Source organism: Mesorhizobium sp. Pch-S, from assembly GCF_004136315.1.
Classification (GTDB): Bacteria; Pseudomonadota; Alphaproteobacteria; order Rhizobiales; family Rhizobiaceae; genus Mesorhizobium.
The window spans coordinates 1,259,707-1,273,742 of sequence record NZ_CP029562.1; the positions used below are offsets into that span (position 1 = coordinate 1,259,707).

Consider the following 14,036-nt stretch of genomic DNA (forward strand, 5'->3'; position numbering starts at 1 on the left):
AACCAGCAAACGGGAGATGGTGCAGCCGTTGTCACCCTACTGCCGACTGCCTATTGCCGACTGCCTACATCTCACAGCCAGCCATTCTTCCTGAAGCGCCAGTAGAGGAAGACGCAGATGCCGGCGATCGCGGCCAGGACGGTCGGGTAGCCATATTCCATCTTCAGTTCCGGCATGTCGTTGAAGTTCATGCCGTAGATGCCGGCAAAAGCTGTCGGCACCGCCAGGATGGCGGCCCAGGAGGCGAGCTTCTTCGAGATCGCCGTCTCCTGGCTCTGGCCGACGAGCAGGCTCGCCTCGAAGGCAAAGGCCAGCACTTCGCGCAGGGAATCGATCTTTTCCTGCACCGTGCGGATGTGGTCGGTGACGTCGCGGAACAGCGGATGCATGTCGGCGTCGATCTGCGGCAGCTCGGAGCTGGTCAGACGGCGGCAGACCTCCACCAGGGGCAGTGCCGCGTTGCGCAGGCGCAGGAGGTCGCGCCGCAGCATGTAGAGGCGCTCGATCGCCTTGGCGTCCATGGGCTTGACCAGCACGCCGTCCTCGATCTCCTCGACCTCGTCCTCGATCTGCTCCAGCACCGGGAAGTAGTTGTCGACGATGAAATCGAGGATGGCGTAGAGGACGAAATCCTCGCCCTTGGCCAGCGACGTCGGGCAACTCTCCCAGTGCTGCCGCACCGTGGCGTAGGAGGTGGAAGGGCCGTGGCGGACACTGACCAGATAACCCTTGCCGATGAACAGATGCGTCTCGCCGAAGCTGACGCGCTTGTCCACCAGCTGTGCCGTGCGGGCGACAATGAACAGGGCCTCGCCATATTGCTCGAGCTTCGGCCGCTGATGCGCGTGCTCGGCATCCTCGATGGCCAGATCATGCAGGCTGAACTGCGCCTGCACGCGCCGCAACAGGTCGCGGTCGGGTTCGAGCAGGCCTATCCAGACGACATGGTCCTTCTTGCGGGACCATTCGCCGGCTTCCTCGATCGGGATATCGGCAACGCGTCGCCCGGCGACATAGACGCTCGATGCGACGATGCGGGAATCCTGCGGCCCCGGCGTGAAATCGCGAACATGGTCCATCGTCGCCTCCCGAGGAACCTCAGTCTTCGGCGTAGAGTGAACCTGGTGTGGCGGGATGGCAAGGGAATAGGCAGTCGGCAGTCGGCAGTCGGCAGTCGGCAGTCGGCAGTCGGCAGTCGGCAGTCGGCAGTCGGCAGTCGGCAGTCGGCAGTCGGCAGTGAGCCGTGCGTCAAACCACCAAATTCGCAATGGGTTTTATTTTCGACTGCCGACTGCCTATTGCCGACTGCCTACTTAGCCACTTCAGGCTGCTGCATCACCACCCGATCGGTCTTGTCTTCCTTCGGACGGTCGGCCGGCATCTGGTCGCCGGTGACGATGTAATAGATGGTCTCGGCGATGTTGGTGGCGTGGTCGCCTATGCGCTCGATGTTCTTGGCGCAGAACAGCAGATGCGTGCAGGAGGTGATGTTGCGCGGATCTTCCATCATGTAGGTCAAGAGCTCGCGGAACAGCGAGGTGTACATGGCGTCGATCTGCTCGTCGCGGTCGCGCACCAGGCCGATCTTGTCGACCGAGCGCGAGGCGTAGACGTCGAGCACTTCCTTCAGCTGGATAAGGGCGAGGTTGGCCAGCGCCTCCAGCCCGCGATAGAGGCTTGTGGCGTCGCGGCCGTCCGTCACCGACATCACCCGCTTGGCGACATTCTTGCCGAGGTCGCCGACGCGTTCGAGGTCGGCGGAGATGCGGATGGCGCCGACGATCTCGCGCAGGTCGGTCGCCATCGGCTGGCGGCGCGCGATGATGAGGATCGCCTTGTCGTCGATCTCGCGCTGGCCTTCGTCGAGCACGATGTCGTCGCGGATCACCTTCTGGGCGAGATCCTGATCGGCATTGACGAGGGCAGCCACCGCCTGTTCGACCATGCGTTCCGCGTGACCGCCCATGGCCGCAATGCGCTTGGCCAGGAACTTCAGTTCCTCGTCATAAGCGCTGACAATATGCACGGACTGCATGGGCATTGCCTTCTGGAATGTGCGGTGATTCGCTTGTCAATTGACTGCTGATACGCCAGCCATGTGACAGTACGACGAAACGCTTTCCCCAGAGATAGTCTGCATTTGCGCTAAAATCTAGTTTGCTGGCAAATGGACCGTGAAAGCAGCTCCTTTGCCGAGTTCCGAGCGGATCGACATGCGCGCGTGATGGCGGGTGAGGATGTGCTTGACGATGGAGAGGCCGAGGCCGGTTCCCTTCTGGGCGCGGCTGGTTTCGACATCGACGCGATAGAAGCGCTCGGTGATGCGGGGAATGTGTTCTTCGGCGATGCCGGGGCCGAAATCGCGAATGGTGACGTCGATGGTCGGCTCGGCGGCATTTCCTCCGGGCGCCACGCTGACCGCGACACGACCGCCGGACTGGCCGTACTTGCAGGCGTTCTCGAGCAGATTTTCGAACACCTGGAACAGTTCGTCGCGATCGCCCGGCACGGCGAGCTCACCGTCGGCGAAGTCGCGCTCGACGACGAGGTTGCTGTCCCTGGCCAGGGGGCTGAGGGAATCGATGACGCTTTCCAGCGTCTGGCGCAGATCCACCCGCGCGCCGGGCTTGAGATAGGGTTTCATCTCCAGCCGCGACAGCGACAGCAGATCGTCGATCAGGCGCGCCATGCGGCTGGTCTGGTTCTGCATGATCTGCAGGAACTGCTCGCGGGCGGCGGGATCGTTGCGGGCCGGCCCGCGCAAGGTTTCGATGAAACCCGAGATCGAGGCGAGCGGCGTGCGCAGCTCGTGGCTGGCGTTGGCGATGAAGTCGGCGCGCATGCGATCGATGCGGCGAGCCTCGCTCTGGTCCTTGAACACCAGAACGAACAGGTCGGTGCCGTGTCCGACGGAGGAAGCGCTGACCCGGTAGACGCGCTCGACCGGCAATTTTTCGAGATAGTCGAGTTCGTCGGAAGCGACCTTGCCGGAGACGACACTGTCGAGCAGCGCCTGCATTTCCGGCGCCCGGAACTTCAGCGGCAGCGACAGGCCGGGCGACATGCCGCCGAAAGCGACAAAGGCTGCGGCATTGGCATGCACCACCGTGGTGTTGCGGTCGAAGATGATGAGCGGATCGGCGACGGCGGCGGCCAGATATTCGCCGGAAAGGCGCTGCAGGCCTTCGGTTTCCACCTCCCTCGCCTTCTCGGCGATGCGCGCGCTAGGCTTGGCGCTGAAAAGCGCTGCAAACAGAAGCAGGACGGCCAGTGGCAGGGCCCAGGCCCGGCCCGGCCCGAAGCCGTAGGCGACCGTCACGGCCGCAAGACCCGCCAGCAGATACCAGCGTGCCTCCCACAGCCTGACCGTCAAGCTCGTCCTCGAATGGCGATCCTCACCCGCAACGTCGCTCATATGCACTCCAATCCATCCGGGCGGCCTACCGCAATTCCAGTAAAAGTTTGTGACGGTTTACCGTCCGGAATTGCATAATAAAGAATAGAGCGTTTCCGCATTTCCGTGAAAAACGGAAACGCTATCGTGCCAACTTCCCGCTGGACCCCATTACTGGCTCCCCATAGCATGAGTCTGAAAGTTGGAGAGGTTCGTATCGATGAAAAAAGAAAAGCCCACCGCCCCGGTTGCCAGCATTCCGATCCCGGAACCGCTGAAGATCCAGATCGACGGCAAGGAGCGTCTGTTCGACATCGATGCGCCGGAACTGCCGGAATGGATCGAGGAGAACAAGCTGTCGGCGGGCGGTTATCCTTACGACAAGAAGATGAAGAGCGAGGATTATGCGCAGACGCTGGAACAGCTGCAGATCGAACTGGTGAAGGCGCAGGCCTGGCTGCAGGCGACCGGGCAGCGGGTGATGGCGCTGTTCGAGGGCCGCGACGCCGCCGGCAAGGGCGGCACCATCTTCGCGCTGCACCAGTTCCTCAATCCGCGCAGTGCGCAGAACGTGGCGCTGACCAAGCCGACCGAGACCGAAAAAGGGCAATGGTACTTCCAGCGCTACGTCAACCATTTCCCGACCGCTGGCGTGCTCGTGTCGTTCGACCGCTCCTGGTACAACCGCGCCGGCGTCGAACCGGTGATGGGCTTCTGCACGCCACAGCAGCACGAGGACTTCCTCGACGAGGTGCCGCATTTCGAGAAGATGATCGTCAATGACGGCATCCATTTCTTCAAGATCTGGCTCGACATCGGCCGCGAAACGCAGCTGGCGCGATTCCACGACCGCCGCCACAGCCCGCTGAAGAACTGGAAGTTCTCGCCCATCGACATCGCCGGCGTGAACAAATGGGACGACTACACCAAGGCACGCGACGAGATGTTCAAGCGCACGCATGCCAAGCACGCGCCGTGGATCATCGTGCGTGCCAACGACAAGCGCCGCGCCCGCCTCGCCGTCATCCGCCGCATCCTGCTCAGCCTGCCCTATGAAGGCCGCGACCTCGAAGTCATCGGCAAGGAGGACAAGAAGATCATCGGCGAAGGGGCAGGATTTGTGAAGAAGTGAGTTCAGGCAACAGGGATTAGGGCATTAAGGGACCAGGGGAGTCGAAATACGCTTTTCGCGAAAACGCGCGCAATAATTAGAAAACATCGCCCCAATGCCCTTCTGCCTTACTCCTTTGTTCGCAGCCTCCCCTAAGTTCAGCGTTTCGGCCGTTAACCATATTTCATGAGTTATACCAGTTTCCACTGGAATTCCGGGGTCGACCATAAAGGTTAATTTAACTTTTAAGCGATTTTTCACGAATTAAACCATAGATCGACGCGTTCGCCGTATATTTCTTTAACGATATCAAGACGCTGTCGCAAAAACAGCGCGTGGGAACGCGTCGCATGGTTGGGGGCTGGATAGGCTGGCTGAGACAGAGGTTCGCTGCCGAACACGCGCCTGGCACCCCGCTGATCGTTCAGGGCAGGCGTCGCGCTCCGCGCCGCCGGGTGGTCTTCATCACGGCCGGTTTCGTCGCGGTCTACGCAGCGATGAGCGGCCGCCTCGTCTATCTGGGCATGCAGAACCCGCCGGAAAGCGGCGGCCCCGCCGTCCGCCCCACGGCATCCCGGCCGGACATCCTCGACCGCAACGGCGCATTGCTGGCAACCGACATCAAGATGTCTTCGCTGTTTGCCGAGCCGCGACGCATCGTTGACGCGGATGAGGTCATCGAAAAACTGTCGACAGTGCTTGCCGATCTCGACGTGGAGGACACCTATGCGAAGCTGAAGAGCGGCAAGGGTTTTGTCTGGCTGCGCCGCCAGCTCACCCCCAGACAGCAGGGCGACATCATGGCCCTCGGTCTGCCTGGCATCGGCTTCCGTACCGAGAAACGGCGCTTTTATCCCGGCGGACCCGTCACCTCCTACATTGTCGGACTGACCAATCTCGACAATCGCGGCATTTCCGGCCTGGAAAAATACATCGACGATCAGGGGCTGGCCGATCTGCAGCAGTTGGGCATGGCAACAGCCGCAAGCCTTACCCCGGTCAAATTGTCCGTCGACCTGCGCGTGCAGCACATCGTGCGTGACGAGGCGCTCCAGGCCATGACCCGCTTTCGCGCGCTTGCCGCCGGGGCTGTCGTGATCAATGCCAAGACAGGTGAAGTCGTCGCCATGGCGTCGGTGCCCGACTTCGACCCGAATGACCCGTTCGATGCCCAGAGCCCGGACAAGCTGAACCGCATGTCCGCCGGGCTTTACGAAATGGGTTCCACCATCAAGAGCTTCACCACAGCGATGGCGCTGGACTCCGGCAAGGTCGACCTCAACAGCACCTTCGACGCCAGCCAGCCACTTCGGATCGGACGCCAGATCATCAGGGATTTTCGCGGCAAGGGCAGAGTGCTGACCCTGCCGGAAGTCTTCCTCTATTCATCCAACATCGGTTCGGCACGCGAGGCGGATGTGGTCGGCATCGAGGGGCATCGCGAATTCCTGAAGCGCCTCGGTCTGCTCGACCGCACGCGCACACAATTGCCGGAGGTCGCCCAGCCCACCGAGCCGCGCGTATGGAAGAAGGTACATTCGATCACGGCAGCCTTCGGGCACGGTTTCTCGACAACGCCGTTGCAGACCGCCGTCGGCGTGGTTGCGCTGATGAATGGTGGCCGGCTGATGCCACCGACCTTCCTGCCGCGAAGCCTGCAGGAAGCCCTTGCTGTTTCCGAACAGGTGGTCAAAGACAGGACCAGCCGGGACATGCGCTACATCTACAAGCTGAATGGCGAAAAAGGGTCCGGCAGGTCCGCGGCGGTTCCCGGTTATCGCGTTGGCGGCAAGACCGGCACCGCGGAGAAGGTGGTCAATGGGCGCTATTCCAAGGACAGGAATTTCAACGCCTTCGTTGCCGCACTGCCCATGGATGATCCGCAATTCGTGATCCTGACCATCGTTGACGAACCGAAGCGGGAAAACTCAGACCGCGCGGCCACCGCCGGCTTCAGCGCAGGCCCAATGGCAGCCAACATCATCCGCCGCGCGGCACCAATGCTCGGCGTGATGCCGGAATTCACGGTCGAGGCGAAGGCAGAGGATATTCTGGTTGAGTGAGGTGGCGAATAGTGAGTAGTGAAATAGCGAGCAGCCAGTAGGGCAACAGGGTGCGGCGCTACAGGTGTTCCTCTGCTCCCCGTTGCCTGCTCGCCAAACAGGAGTTTCGATGTGACGCCGCGCGGTTTGGCCCTGACTGTTCTTCTGGCAACGCTGGTTTGCGGTCCGGCCGCGCGCGCGGCGGAGCCGCAGCCGCCGATGCTGTGGGACGCCAATGAGCGGCTGCCGAAACCGGACCTCACGAAACTGGCGCGCCTGCGTTTCCTGACGACCACCGATTTCCCGCCGTTCAACTTCCTGGACACGGCCGGAAAGCTGTCCGGCTTCCATGTCGATCTTGCCCGCGCCATCTGCGCCGAACTTGCCGTTGCCGACAAATGCCAGATCCAGGCGCTGCCCTGGGCCGAACTTGATGGCGCACTGACCAAGGGCGACGGCGAAGCGATCATGGCCGGCGTCGCGGTAACGCAGGAGAACCGTGAGAAGTATGCTTTCTCGCGCTCCTACCTGCAGTTTCCGGCACGCTTCGTCATGCCGAAGGCGAAGGCCGTGACCGAACCGCTTTACGAGAAGCTCAAGGGCAAGCGTGTCGGCGTGGTGGCAGGCTCCGCGCATGAACGCATGCTGCGTGACGATTTCCCGGAGGTGACCGCGGCGCCCTTCCCGACCGAGGCAGCGCTGTTTGCCGACATCAAGGCCGGCAAGATCGATGCAGCCTTCGGCGACGGCATGCGCTTCGGCTTCTGGCTGGCAGGCTCCGATGCCGCCGACTGCTGCCGCTTCGCCGGCGGGCCTTATCTGGCACCGGAGTATCTCGGCACGGGCCTCGCCATCGCGGTCAAGCCGGACGACAAGGACCTCGCTGCGGCATTGGACTATGCGCTGCAGCAGATCGCGCTGAAGGGCACCTTCGCCGAACTCTACCTGCGCTATTTCCCGGTGAGCTTCTACTGAGCCCCCGGGAACGCGGCCGTTCATCCGGCAAGCGCCAGGCCACCATACCGGCTGATTTCGCCTTCGATCTCCTTCACCAGCGTATCAAGGGCGGGATTGCGTACCTTGCGGCCACGGCGCACGACGTAGACGAGCGGGGGCGGCGGAGGCAGGCTGCCCGCGATGATCTGCATTTCCGGGCGCAGGTGCCGCTCGCTCAGCAGCGCAATCCCCATCGCCGCGTTGACCGCCGCGACGATACCCGCAGCGCTTGAGCACTCGAACACGGTCTCGAGCACGATGCCCGCGTCCTGGCCGATATCGAGCGCCCAGCGGCGATAGAAACATTCATCGTCAAAGGACAGGAAAGGTATCGGCCCGCCTTCCGGCAGATCGAGATCGTGATGCTTCACCCAATGGAGCTTCTCTTTCATGAGAACGAGATCGGTGGGGCGCACTTCATGCGCAAACACCTGGATGATCGCCGCGTCGATTTCGCCCCGCTCCAGCATCGATCTCAGCACCAGGCTCATGCGAACCCTGGTGCGGACGCTGACCTGCGGGTGAAGCCGGCGGAACCTGCCCAGGATGCGGGAAAGCGCCGTGCAGGTCGTGTCTTCGGTCAGGCCGAGCGCAATGCGTCCCGCGAGCGTCGTCTTCGACAGGCTGAGCAGCGCCTCGTCATGGAGCCCGAGGATGCGCCCGGCATAATCGAGCAGGTCGCTGCCTGCTGCGGTGAACGCGGTCGATCCCGGCGAACGGTTCAAAAGTTCGCAGCCAAGGCTCGTCTCCAGCCTCTTGATCTTGTGGCTGACGGCGGATTGGGAAAGGCCAAGCGCTTCGGCGGCACGCGTGACCCCGCCATGATGGCGGATGGCGAGCAGCGCCCGTAGCGCATCGATTTCCAAACGCCGGCTGTTGAGGTCGGTCATCTTGCTGGCTCGCAGTGCATCGCGACCATCTACGCATGACGGGCTCGGAAAGGCAATTTCTCATGACCCGATAGCCAACTCTGTCATGCATCGATCGAAATTTGTCATGAGCATCGGTTCGCCCATTGCTGATAGCTGCCGGCGAACAACCCGAATGACAGCCGATGATCGACCAGCCGCAGACCCTGCCCGTCCAGAACCGAAACCGGTTTGTCTGGCCATTGATGGCCTCGCTCCTCATCCTGGCATGGAGTTCCGGCTTCGTCGGCATCCGCTATGCGAACGAAGAGGCAAGCGTCGTGACCATCCTGTTCTGGCGCACGCTCCTCTCGGGCTTGATCCTGCTGCCGTTCGCCCTGGCCATCGGTCCGAGGATGACGCCTCGCGCGGTACTCGACCAGATGTGGTTCGGAGTGATGTCCGTCTTCCTCTATCTCGGCGGCTTTGCCCTGGCGATCGAGCAAAGGGTTCCGACCGGTCTTGTCGCACTGACGTCCGATCTGCTGCCGCTGGCAATCGCTGTGCTGTCGCAGCCGGTGCTGGGCGAACGGCTCGGCGCGCGGCAATGGCTGGGCACGGCAATCGCGGTTGCAGGGGTGCTGGTCGTATCGTTCGACAGCCTGAGTTTCGGCACCGCGCCGGTCTGGGCATATGGCCTGACGATCGGTTCGATGCTCGTCTTCGCACTGGCATCCGTTCTGCACAAACGGCGGCGGACCGGACACATGCCGGTTCACCAGAGCCTGTGTATCCATACGCTGACGGGCGCGGCGCTGTTTGGCGCCTGCGCGCTGCTCACGGGCAGCATCGCGCCGCCGATGACCAGGACCTTCGCCATCGGGATGGCATGGCTGGTCCTGATCGCGACCTTCGCAGCCTATTCCGTCTACTACACGGCGCTGCGGCTGTTTCCGGCGGCGAAAGTCAGCGCAGCGATCTACCTCAGTCCGCCGGTGACGATGCTGTGGTCATGGGCGCTGTTTTCAGAACCGTTGACGGTCACGATGTTCGCTGGCCTGGGGGTTACGCTTGTCGGCGTCTGGATGACGTCACGCGGCTGAAAGTCCCAGACCCCACGTCGAGACACCATCTTCGGCGGCGGCATGCGTCTGGGGCGCAATTCCGGACGGAAAACCGCTACGCACTTTCCCGAGAACTGCTCTGGGTCTGGGTGAGCTTCAGCGTGCCAGATGCAAGGCCGAGTTCGCGTTCGCTCGCATCGATGACCATCTCGCTCAGGATACCCAGGCGGGATCGCGAGAAGCTGATGACGTGGCTGGCGAAACTGTCGAGCAGGGCGGAAATGTGGATGGCGGCCGTCCTGGGATCGTGCGGGCGGAAATCGCCCTTCTCGACGCCTTCCCTGATCACCTTCTCCAGCTCGTCGTCCCAGCTGTCCAGAAAACGTACCACGACATCGCGCAGCAATGGCTGATCGCGCCCCAGCAGGCAGGCGTGCGCCCAGAGCAGATATTGGCTGTCGCGCTCTTCGTCGAGGTTCAGACGCAGGAACATGCGCATGCGGCCAACCGATGTTTCCTGCGCGCGGACCGTCTCGAACATGTCACGCATCTGGGCTGTCATCGCCTGCTCGAATGCCTCCGCCAGAAGCAGCTCGACCGTAGGGAAATAGTGGCTGACCAGTCCCGGCGTGACACCTGCGGCCCGCGCCACCTGCCTGAGCGTGACACCGCCAAATCCCGTCTCGCCGGCCAAACGGCTGGCAATCGCGACGATCTCGCTTCTGCGTTCGCTCGGTATCTTTCTTTGTCTTGTCTGCGGTTTCATCTCGCCGTGCCGAACAGCAGCACCAATTGGTCCGACGATCAATAACAAAGGGAAAAACCCAATGGCAAGCCAAGGTGACAAGCTGGCCAATCCTTGCCAACCCGAAATCCGCGAGACCCCTATTGAACACATGAACAATAGTCGGTAGCTATTGGTCAAAAGACCAATAAGGGAGGGATCGTGGTGGGAACACGGGCGAAGGAGATACAGACCGGCGGCGTCGACCGTTTTGGGATGATCGAGACACGCGGCATTGACTATGTGCCCAGGGCGGAGCGCCATGGGCATCCACGCGAACTGTTCTCGATCTTCGCCACGGCCAGCATCAGCTACAGCAACATCATTGTCGGCGGCCTGCTGCCGATGTTCGGCCTCAGCCTCTGGCAATCCATCCTGGTGGTGTTGCTCGGGAACCTGACCTGGCTGCTCGTCGGCATACTGGCATGCAGCGGTCCGAGTGCCGGTACGCCATCGACGATGATCACACGCTCGATGTATGGCGTGCATGGAAACAAGATCAATGTGGCCTGGACGTCCTGGGCGATCTGCCTGGCGGCGCAGGCGGTCTGGCTCATCTTCGCGGTGCAGACGGTTCTTGCGCTTTTCGCCCTGTTCTCCGTGCCGACTCCACCGATGGCGCAGTTCCTGATCCTGTGCGCGATCGCACTGCTGACGCTGACGATCAGCGTCTACGGCCACGCCACCATCGCGCGCCTGTCCGGGCTGTGCGCCACGGTCCTGGCGGTGGGGCTGGTGCCGCTCGTGGCGTCGCTGGCGCCACACATCACCATGCCGTTGGAGGCAGCGTCGACCCCGTTTTCGCCCGTCGCCTTTTCCACGGCACTGGTGCTCATCGCGTCTCAAGGCATATCGTGGTGCAACAGCGCCGACTACGCACGCTATCTGCCGGCCGAGACGTCGCGATCCGCCATCATCTTCTGGACCGCGCTCGGTGGCGCCGTGCCGGCCGTCCTGCTCCAGATTTTCGGCGTGCTGGCAAGCTCCGCGATCGACATGACAAATTTCCAGCTGGCGCTTGCCGCAGTCCTGCCGGCATGGTTCTACCCTGTCTTCCTGCTGCTTTTCCTGACGGGCACCGTCTGCGGCAGCGCACTGGTCGCCTATGCCTCGGGACTGGCCTTGCAGGCCATGGGCGTGAAGATCCGCCGGGCCAGAAGCGTGGTCGTGGACGGTCTCGTGGCAGTCGCAATCACCTGCTACGCGCTTTTCGTTTCGGACCTGACCAGCACGATCACCAGCGTGCTGGAGATGATCGTGGTTCCCCTGGCACCCGGGATGGCGATCTACCTGACCGACATGGCGCTGCGCCGCAACCGCTACGACGGGCCCGGGCTCAACGACGACACCCCGGCGGGTCCTATCTGGTATCGCAATGGTTTCAACTGGACCGGCCTGTCGGCCCAATTCGCCGGATCGGCGGCTGCGCTGCTCTTCCTGAACACGCCGATCTTCACCGGTCCGCTTGCCAACGCATTGGGCGGACTGGATCTCTCGATCCCGGCCGGCATGCTGGTGGCTGCGATGGTCTATGCGGTCACCTTCCAGCGTGGCCGCGTGGGCATGCGGGCGACCGCCCTTCCCCAGCAAAGCTGAGCTGGAGTCAGGCACGTGAGCGGCAAGGCGGATCTGATCGTCTTCAACGGACGCATATTGACGATGACCGGTGCGTGCACACCGGTTCAAACGGCAGTGGCGGTTGCCAACGGGAAAATCTGCGCCATTGGCACGGACGACGATGTGTTTTCCATGCGCATGCCGACAACGACACTGGTCGACGCGCGCGGCGGTTCCATCCTGCCGGGCTTCAACGAAAACCACATGCATCTCTTCTTCGGAGCGACGAAGCTTTCCCATCTCAATCTGTCCGAGGTGACGGGCTATGAAGCCCTGGCGAAAGCCACAAAGGCCTTCGCGGCGATGCATCCGGATCTGCCGCTGATTTCCGGCGTCGGGGTCGCCTACGACGTGCTTGGCGACGGCAGAAAGCTCGACCGCCATATCCTCGACAGTATTCTTCCGGAGCGGCCAATCCTGCTGGCGGCACCGGACTTCCATGCCGCCTGGGCCAAATCCGCCGCATTGAAGCAGGCCGGCATCTTCCACGGCGCACGGCTGGCGCCGGGCAATGAGATCGTGATGGAGCCGAGCGGCACGGCGTCGGGGGAATTGCGCGAGAATGATGCGATCAAGCCAGTCGAAGCGCTTGGCGGCGGTCGCGAAACGCTGGCACTGCACGGCATCGAACCATCCCCCACACCTTCAGAACGAGCCCTCGACAAGGCGATCCTGCGCCGCGGCCTCGACCATTGCGCACGGCTTGGCATCACCAGCATCCAGAACATGGACGGCAATTTATACCAGGCCGAACTTCTCGAGGAACTGTACAGGGAAGGTCATCTTTCGTGCCGGGTCAGGCTGCCGTTCAGCTTCGTGCAGTCGATGGATGTCGCAAGCCTGGAAAAGGCCGACTGCATGCACCAACGCTACAGGTCGGACTGGCTACGCTCGGGTCAGGTCAAGCTGTTCATGGACGGCGTCCCGGAATCCTGGACCGCGCTGATGCACGATGACTACGCTGACAAACCCGGATGGCGAGGCGAGCCGCGCTTTACCGAAGAGGGCTTCAACGCCGTTGTCAGGGAAGCAGACCGACGCGGCCTGCAGATTGCCGTGCATGCCATTGGCGACGAAGCCGTCCACCGGGTCCTGAACGGTTTCGAAGCGGCACGTCACCGCAACGGTGCACGCGACAGCCGCCACCGTGTCGAGCATGTCGATATCGCGCTGGATGACGATGTCGATCGGTTTGCCCGTCTTGGAGCGATCGCCTCGTTCCAGCCGCTGCACGCGCCGGGACATGGCCTGCCGAGTGAACCTGTTCTCAGCCGTTTCGGCCGCAACAACTGGCGGCGCGCCTATGCCTGGAAGCGCTTCCGCGATGCCGGCGTCGGCATGGTGTTCTCGTCGGACTGGCCCGTCGTGTCGGTGGATCCGCTGCAGTCGATCCATTGCGCCATGACATGTCCACCACTGGCGGACGATCTGCCCGACAACCGCCAGACATTGGATCAGGCACTCGCGGCCTACACATGCGACGCAGCCTATGCCGAGTTCACCGAGAACCGCAAAGGCCGGCTGGCGGTGGGTTATCTCGCGGACATCGCCGTCCTCGACAGGGACATCACGGCGGTCGAGCCGGAGGCGATCGCCGGAATGCGCTGCCTCGCCACGATCTGCGGCGGGCACATCACACACCGCGATCCCGCGGTATGATCGGCACAGGCCGTAAAGCACCCGCGCACGAAAACCGCCCGTCCGACTAGGTCAGCATGCGATGCCTTGCCTTGGCCGAGCGCTCGATGGCGGCGACGGTGAGCGTGTCGAGGTCGAGCGCGCGGCGGATGAGCTGCAGCACGCGCACCTCTTCCATGCGCATTTCGAGATCGACGGCGGCAACTTCGAAGGCTGCCGCATAGGCGGTGTCATGCAGCCGTTCCGGCAGGGCCTTGGCCGCCTTGGCGAGAACGCCGTCGAGACCGTCCTTCTCGTGCAGCAGCTTCTGGCACTTCTGCGCGATCGCAACCAGCTTGTTGTGGCTGAAATCCTCGAAGACCGGCCATGAGCTGACCACGCTGCCGATCCGCGCGAGTTCCACGTCGGTCATGTCGCGGTCGGAAGCCGAGGTGATCACCATCAGGTGGATCAGGGCTTCATGCGGATTGAGGCCGGGCATCATGTCTCCATTCGGTTTGCCATTGGCTGGCTCGAAACCAGCAACAGTAACTGAGCTAGGA

At 62.5% G+C, this 14,036-nt stretch carries 12 protein-coding genes; 6 read left to right on the forward strand and 6 right to left on the reverse strand.

The features are described 5' to 3' along the window. Window positions 1–71 precede the first annotated feature (71 nt). From C1M53_RS05855 to C1M53_RS05870, 3 genes are all read right to left on the reverse strand, one after another. Window positions 72–1,079: a magnesium and cobalt transport protein CorA gene (locus C1M53_RS05855; protein WP_129411380.1), complete on the reverse strand. Its 1,008-nt coding sequence runs from the start codon at window positions 1,077–1,079 to the stop codon at window positions 72–74. A gap of 230 nt (window positions 1,080–1,309) precedes the next feature. Then, complete coding sequence (gene phoU, locus C1M53_RS05865) at window positions 1,310–2,035, reverse strand: phosphate signaling complex protein PhoU (protein ID WP_129411381.1); 726 nt, start codon at window positions 2,033–2,035, stop codon at window positions 1,310–1,312. Window positions 2,036–2,152: 117 nt separating this feature from the next. After that, window positions 2,153–3,415 carry an ATP-binding protein gene (locus tag C1M53_RS05870; protein ID WP_129411382.1) on the reverse strand — a complete coding sequence of 421 codons (1,263 nt, stop codon included), beginning with the start codon at window positions 3,413–3,415 and terminating at the stop codon, window positions 2,153–2,155. 199 nt (window positions 3,416–3,614) lie between these two features. Between C1M53_RS05870 and ppk2 the strand changes: the two genes are divergently transcribed. The 3 genes from ppk2 to C1M53_RS05885 all read left to right on the forward strand — a co-directional run bounded on the left by ppk2 (window position 3,615) and on the right by C1M53_RS05885 (window position 7,522). After that, on the forward strand, window positions 3,615–4,526 hold the full coding sequence (gene ppk2, locus C1M53_RS05875; protein ID WP_129411383.1) for a polyphosphate kinase 2: 912 nt from the start codon (window positions 3,615–3,617) through the stop codon (window positions 4,524–4,526). A 329-nt stretch (window positions 4,527–4,855) separates the two neighbouring features. Further along, a complete protein-coding gene (locus C1M53_RS05880) occupies window positions 4,856–6,568 on the forward strand; it encodes a penicillin-binding protein 2 (RefSeq protein WP_129411384.1) in 1,713 nt (570 codons plus the stop codon). A 198-nt stretch (window positions 6,569–6,766) separates the two neighbouring features. Then, window positions 6,767–7,522: a transporter substrate-binding domain-containing protein gene (locus tag C1M53_RS05885; protein WP_129416041.1), complete on the forward strand. Its 756-nt coding sequence runs from the start codon at window positions 6,767–6,769 to the stop codon at window positions 7,520–7,522. A gap of 20 nt (window positions 7,523–7,542) precedes the next feature. Here C1M53_RS05885 and C1M53_RS05890 read toward each other — a convergent pair whose 3' ends face one another. Continuing rightward, window positions 7,543–8,433 (reverse strand): LysR family transcriptional regulator, encoded by an 891-nt coding sequence (locus tag C1M53_RS05890; RefSeq protein WP_129411385.1) that lies wholly within the window; start codon window positions 8,431–8,433, stop codon window positions 7,543–7,545. A gap of 164 nt (window positions 8,434–8,597) precedes the next feature. Here C1M53_RS05890 and C1M53_RS05895 point away from each other — a divergent pair, with 164 nt between their 5' ends. After that, window positions 8,598–9,494, forward strand: a complete 897-nt coding sequence (locus C1M53_RS05895) for a DMT family transporter (RefSeq protein ID WP_129411386.1) — start codon at window positions 8,598–8,600, stop codon at window positions 9,492–9,494. A gap of 76 nt (window positions 9,495–9,570) precedes the next feature. On the opposite strand, the gene C1M53_RS05900 is transcribed toward C1M53_RS05895, so the two are convergent. Continuing rightward, complete coding sequence (locus C1M53_RS05900) at window positions 9,571–10,221, reverse strand: TetR family transcriptional regulator (protein WP_165358056.1); 651 nt, start codon at window positions 10,219–10,221, stop codon at window positions 9,571–9,573. A gap of 180 nt (window positions 10,222–10,401) precedes the next feature. Between C1M53_RS05900 and C1M53_RS05905 the strand changes: the two genes are divergently transcribed. Further along, window positions 10,402–11,835, forward strand: coding sequence for a cytosine permease (locus tag C1M53_RS05905; protein WP_165358057.1), 1,434 nt, complete (start codon window positions 10,402–10,404; stop codon window positions 11,833–11,835). Window positions 11,836–11,850: 15 nt separating this feature from the next. After that, on the forward strand, window positions 11,851–13,515 hold the full coding sequence (locus tag C1M53_RS05910; protein ID WP_165358058.1) for an amidohydrolase: 1,665 nt from the start codon (window positions 11,851–11,853) through the stop codon (window positions 13,513–13,515). A gap of 46 nt (window positions 13,516–13,561) precedes the next feature. Here C1M53_RS05910 and C1M53_RS05915 read toward each other — a convergent pair whose 3' ends face one another. Next, window positions 13,562–13,975, reverse strand: coding sequence for a tellurite resistance TerB family protein (locus C1M53_RS05915; RefSeq protein WP_129416043.1), 414 nt, complete (start codon window positions 13,973–13,975; stop codon window positions 13,562–13,564). Window positions 13,976–14,036 lie beyond the last annotated feature (61 nt).

Excerpts from the sequence above, each read along its gene's own strand:
- C1M53_RS05855 (WP_129411380.1), bottom strand. The coding sequence starts at position 1,079 with ATGGACCATGTTCGCGATTTCACGCCGGGGCCGCAGGATTCCCGCATC.
- phoU (WP_129411381.1), bottom strand. The coding sequence starts at position 2,035 with ATGCAGTCCGTGCATATTGTCAGCGCTTATGACGAGGAACTGAAGTTC.
- C1M53_RS05870 (WP_129411382.1), bottom strand. The coding sequence starts at position 3,415 with ATGAGCGACGTTGCGGGTGAGGATCGCCATTCGAGGACGAGCTTGACG.
- ppk2 (WP_129411383.1), top strand. The coding sequence starts at position 3,615 with ATGAAAAAAGAAAAGCCCACCGCCCCGGTTGCCAGCATTCCGATCCCG.
- C1M53_RS05880 (WP_129411384.1), top strand. The coding sequence starts at position 4,856 with ATGGTTGGGGGCTGGATAGGCTGGCTGAGACAGAGGTTCGCTGCCGAA.
- C1M53_RS05885 (WP_129416041.1), top strand. The coding sequence starts at position 6,767 with ATGCTGTGGGACGCCAATGAGCGGCTGCCGAAACCGGACCTCACGAAA.
- C1M53_RS05890 (WP_129411385.1), bottom strand. The coding sequence starts at position 8,433 with ATGACCGACCTCAACAGCCGGCGTTTGGAAATCGATGCGCTACGGGCG.
- C1M53_RS05895 (WP_129411386.1), top strand. The coding sequence starts at position 8,598 with ATGATCGACCAGCCGCAGACCCTGCCCGTCCAGAACCGAAACCGGTTT.
- C1M53_RS05900 (WP_165358056.1), bottom strand. The coding sequence starts at position 10,221 with ATGAAACCGCAGACAAGACAAAGAAAGATACCGAGCGAACGCAGAAGC.
- C1M53_RS05915 (WP_129416043.1), bottom strand. The coding sequence starts at position 13,975 with ATGCCCGGCCTCAATCCGCATGAAGCCCTGATCCACCTGATGGTGATC.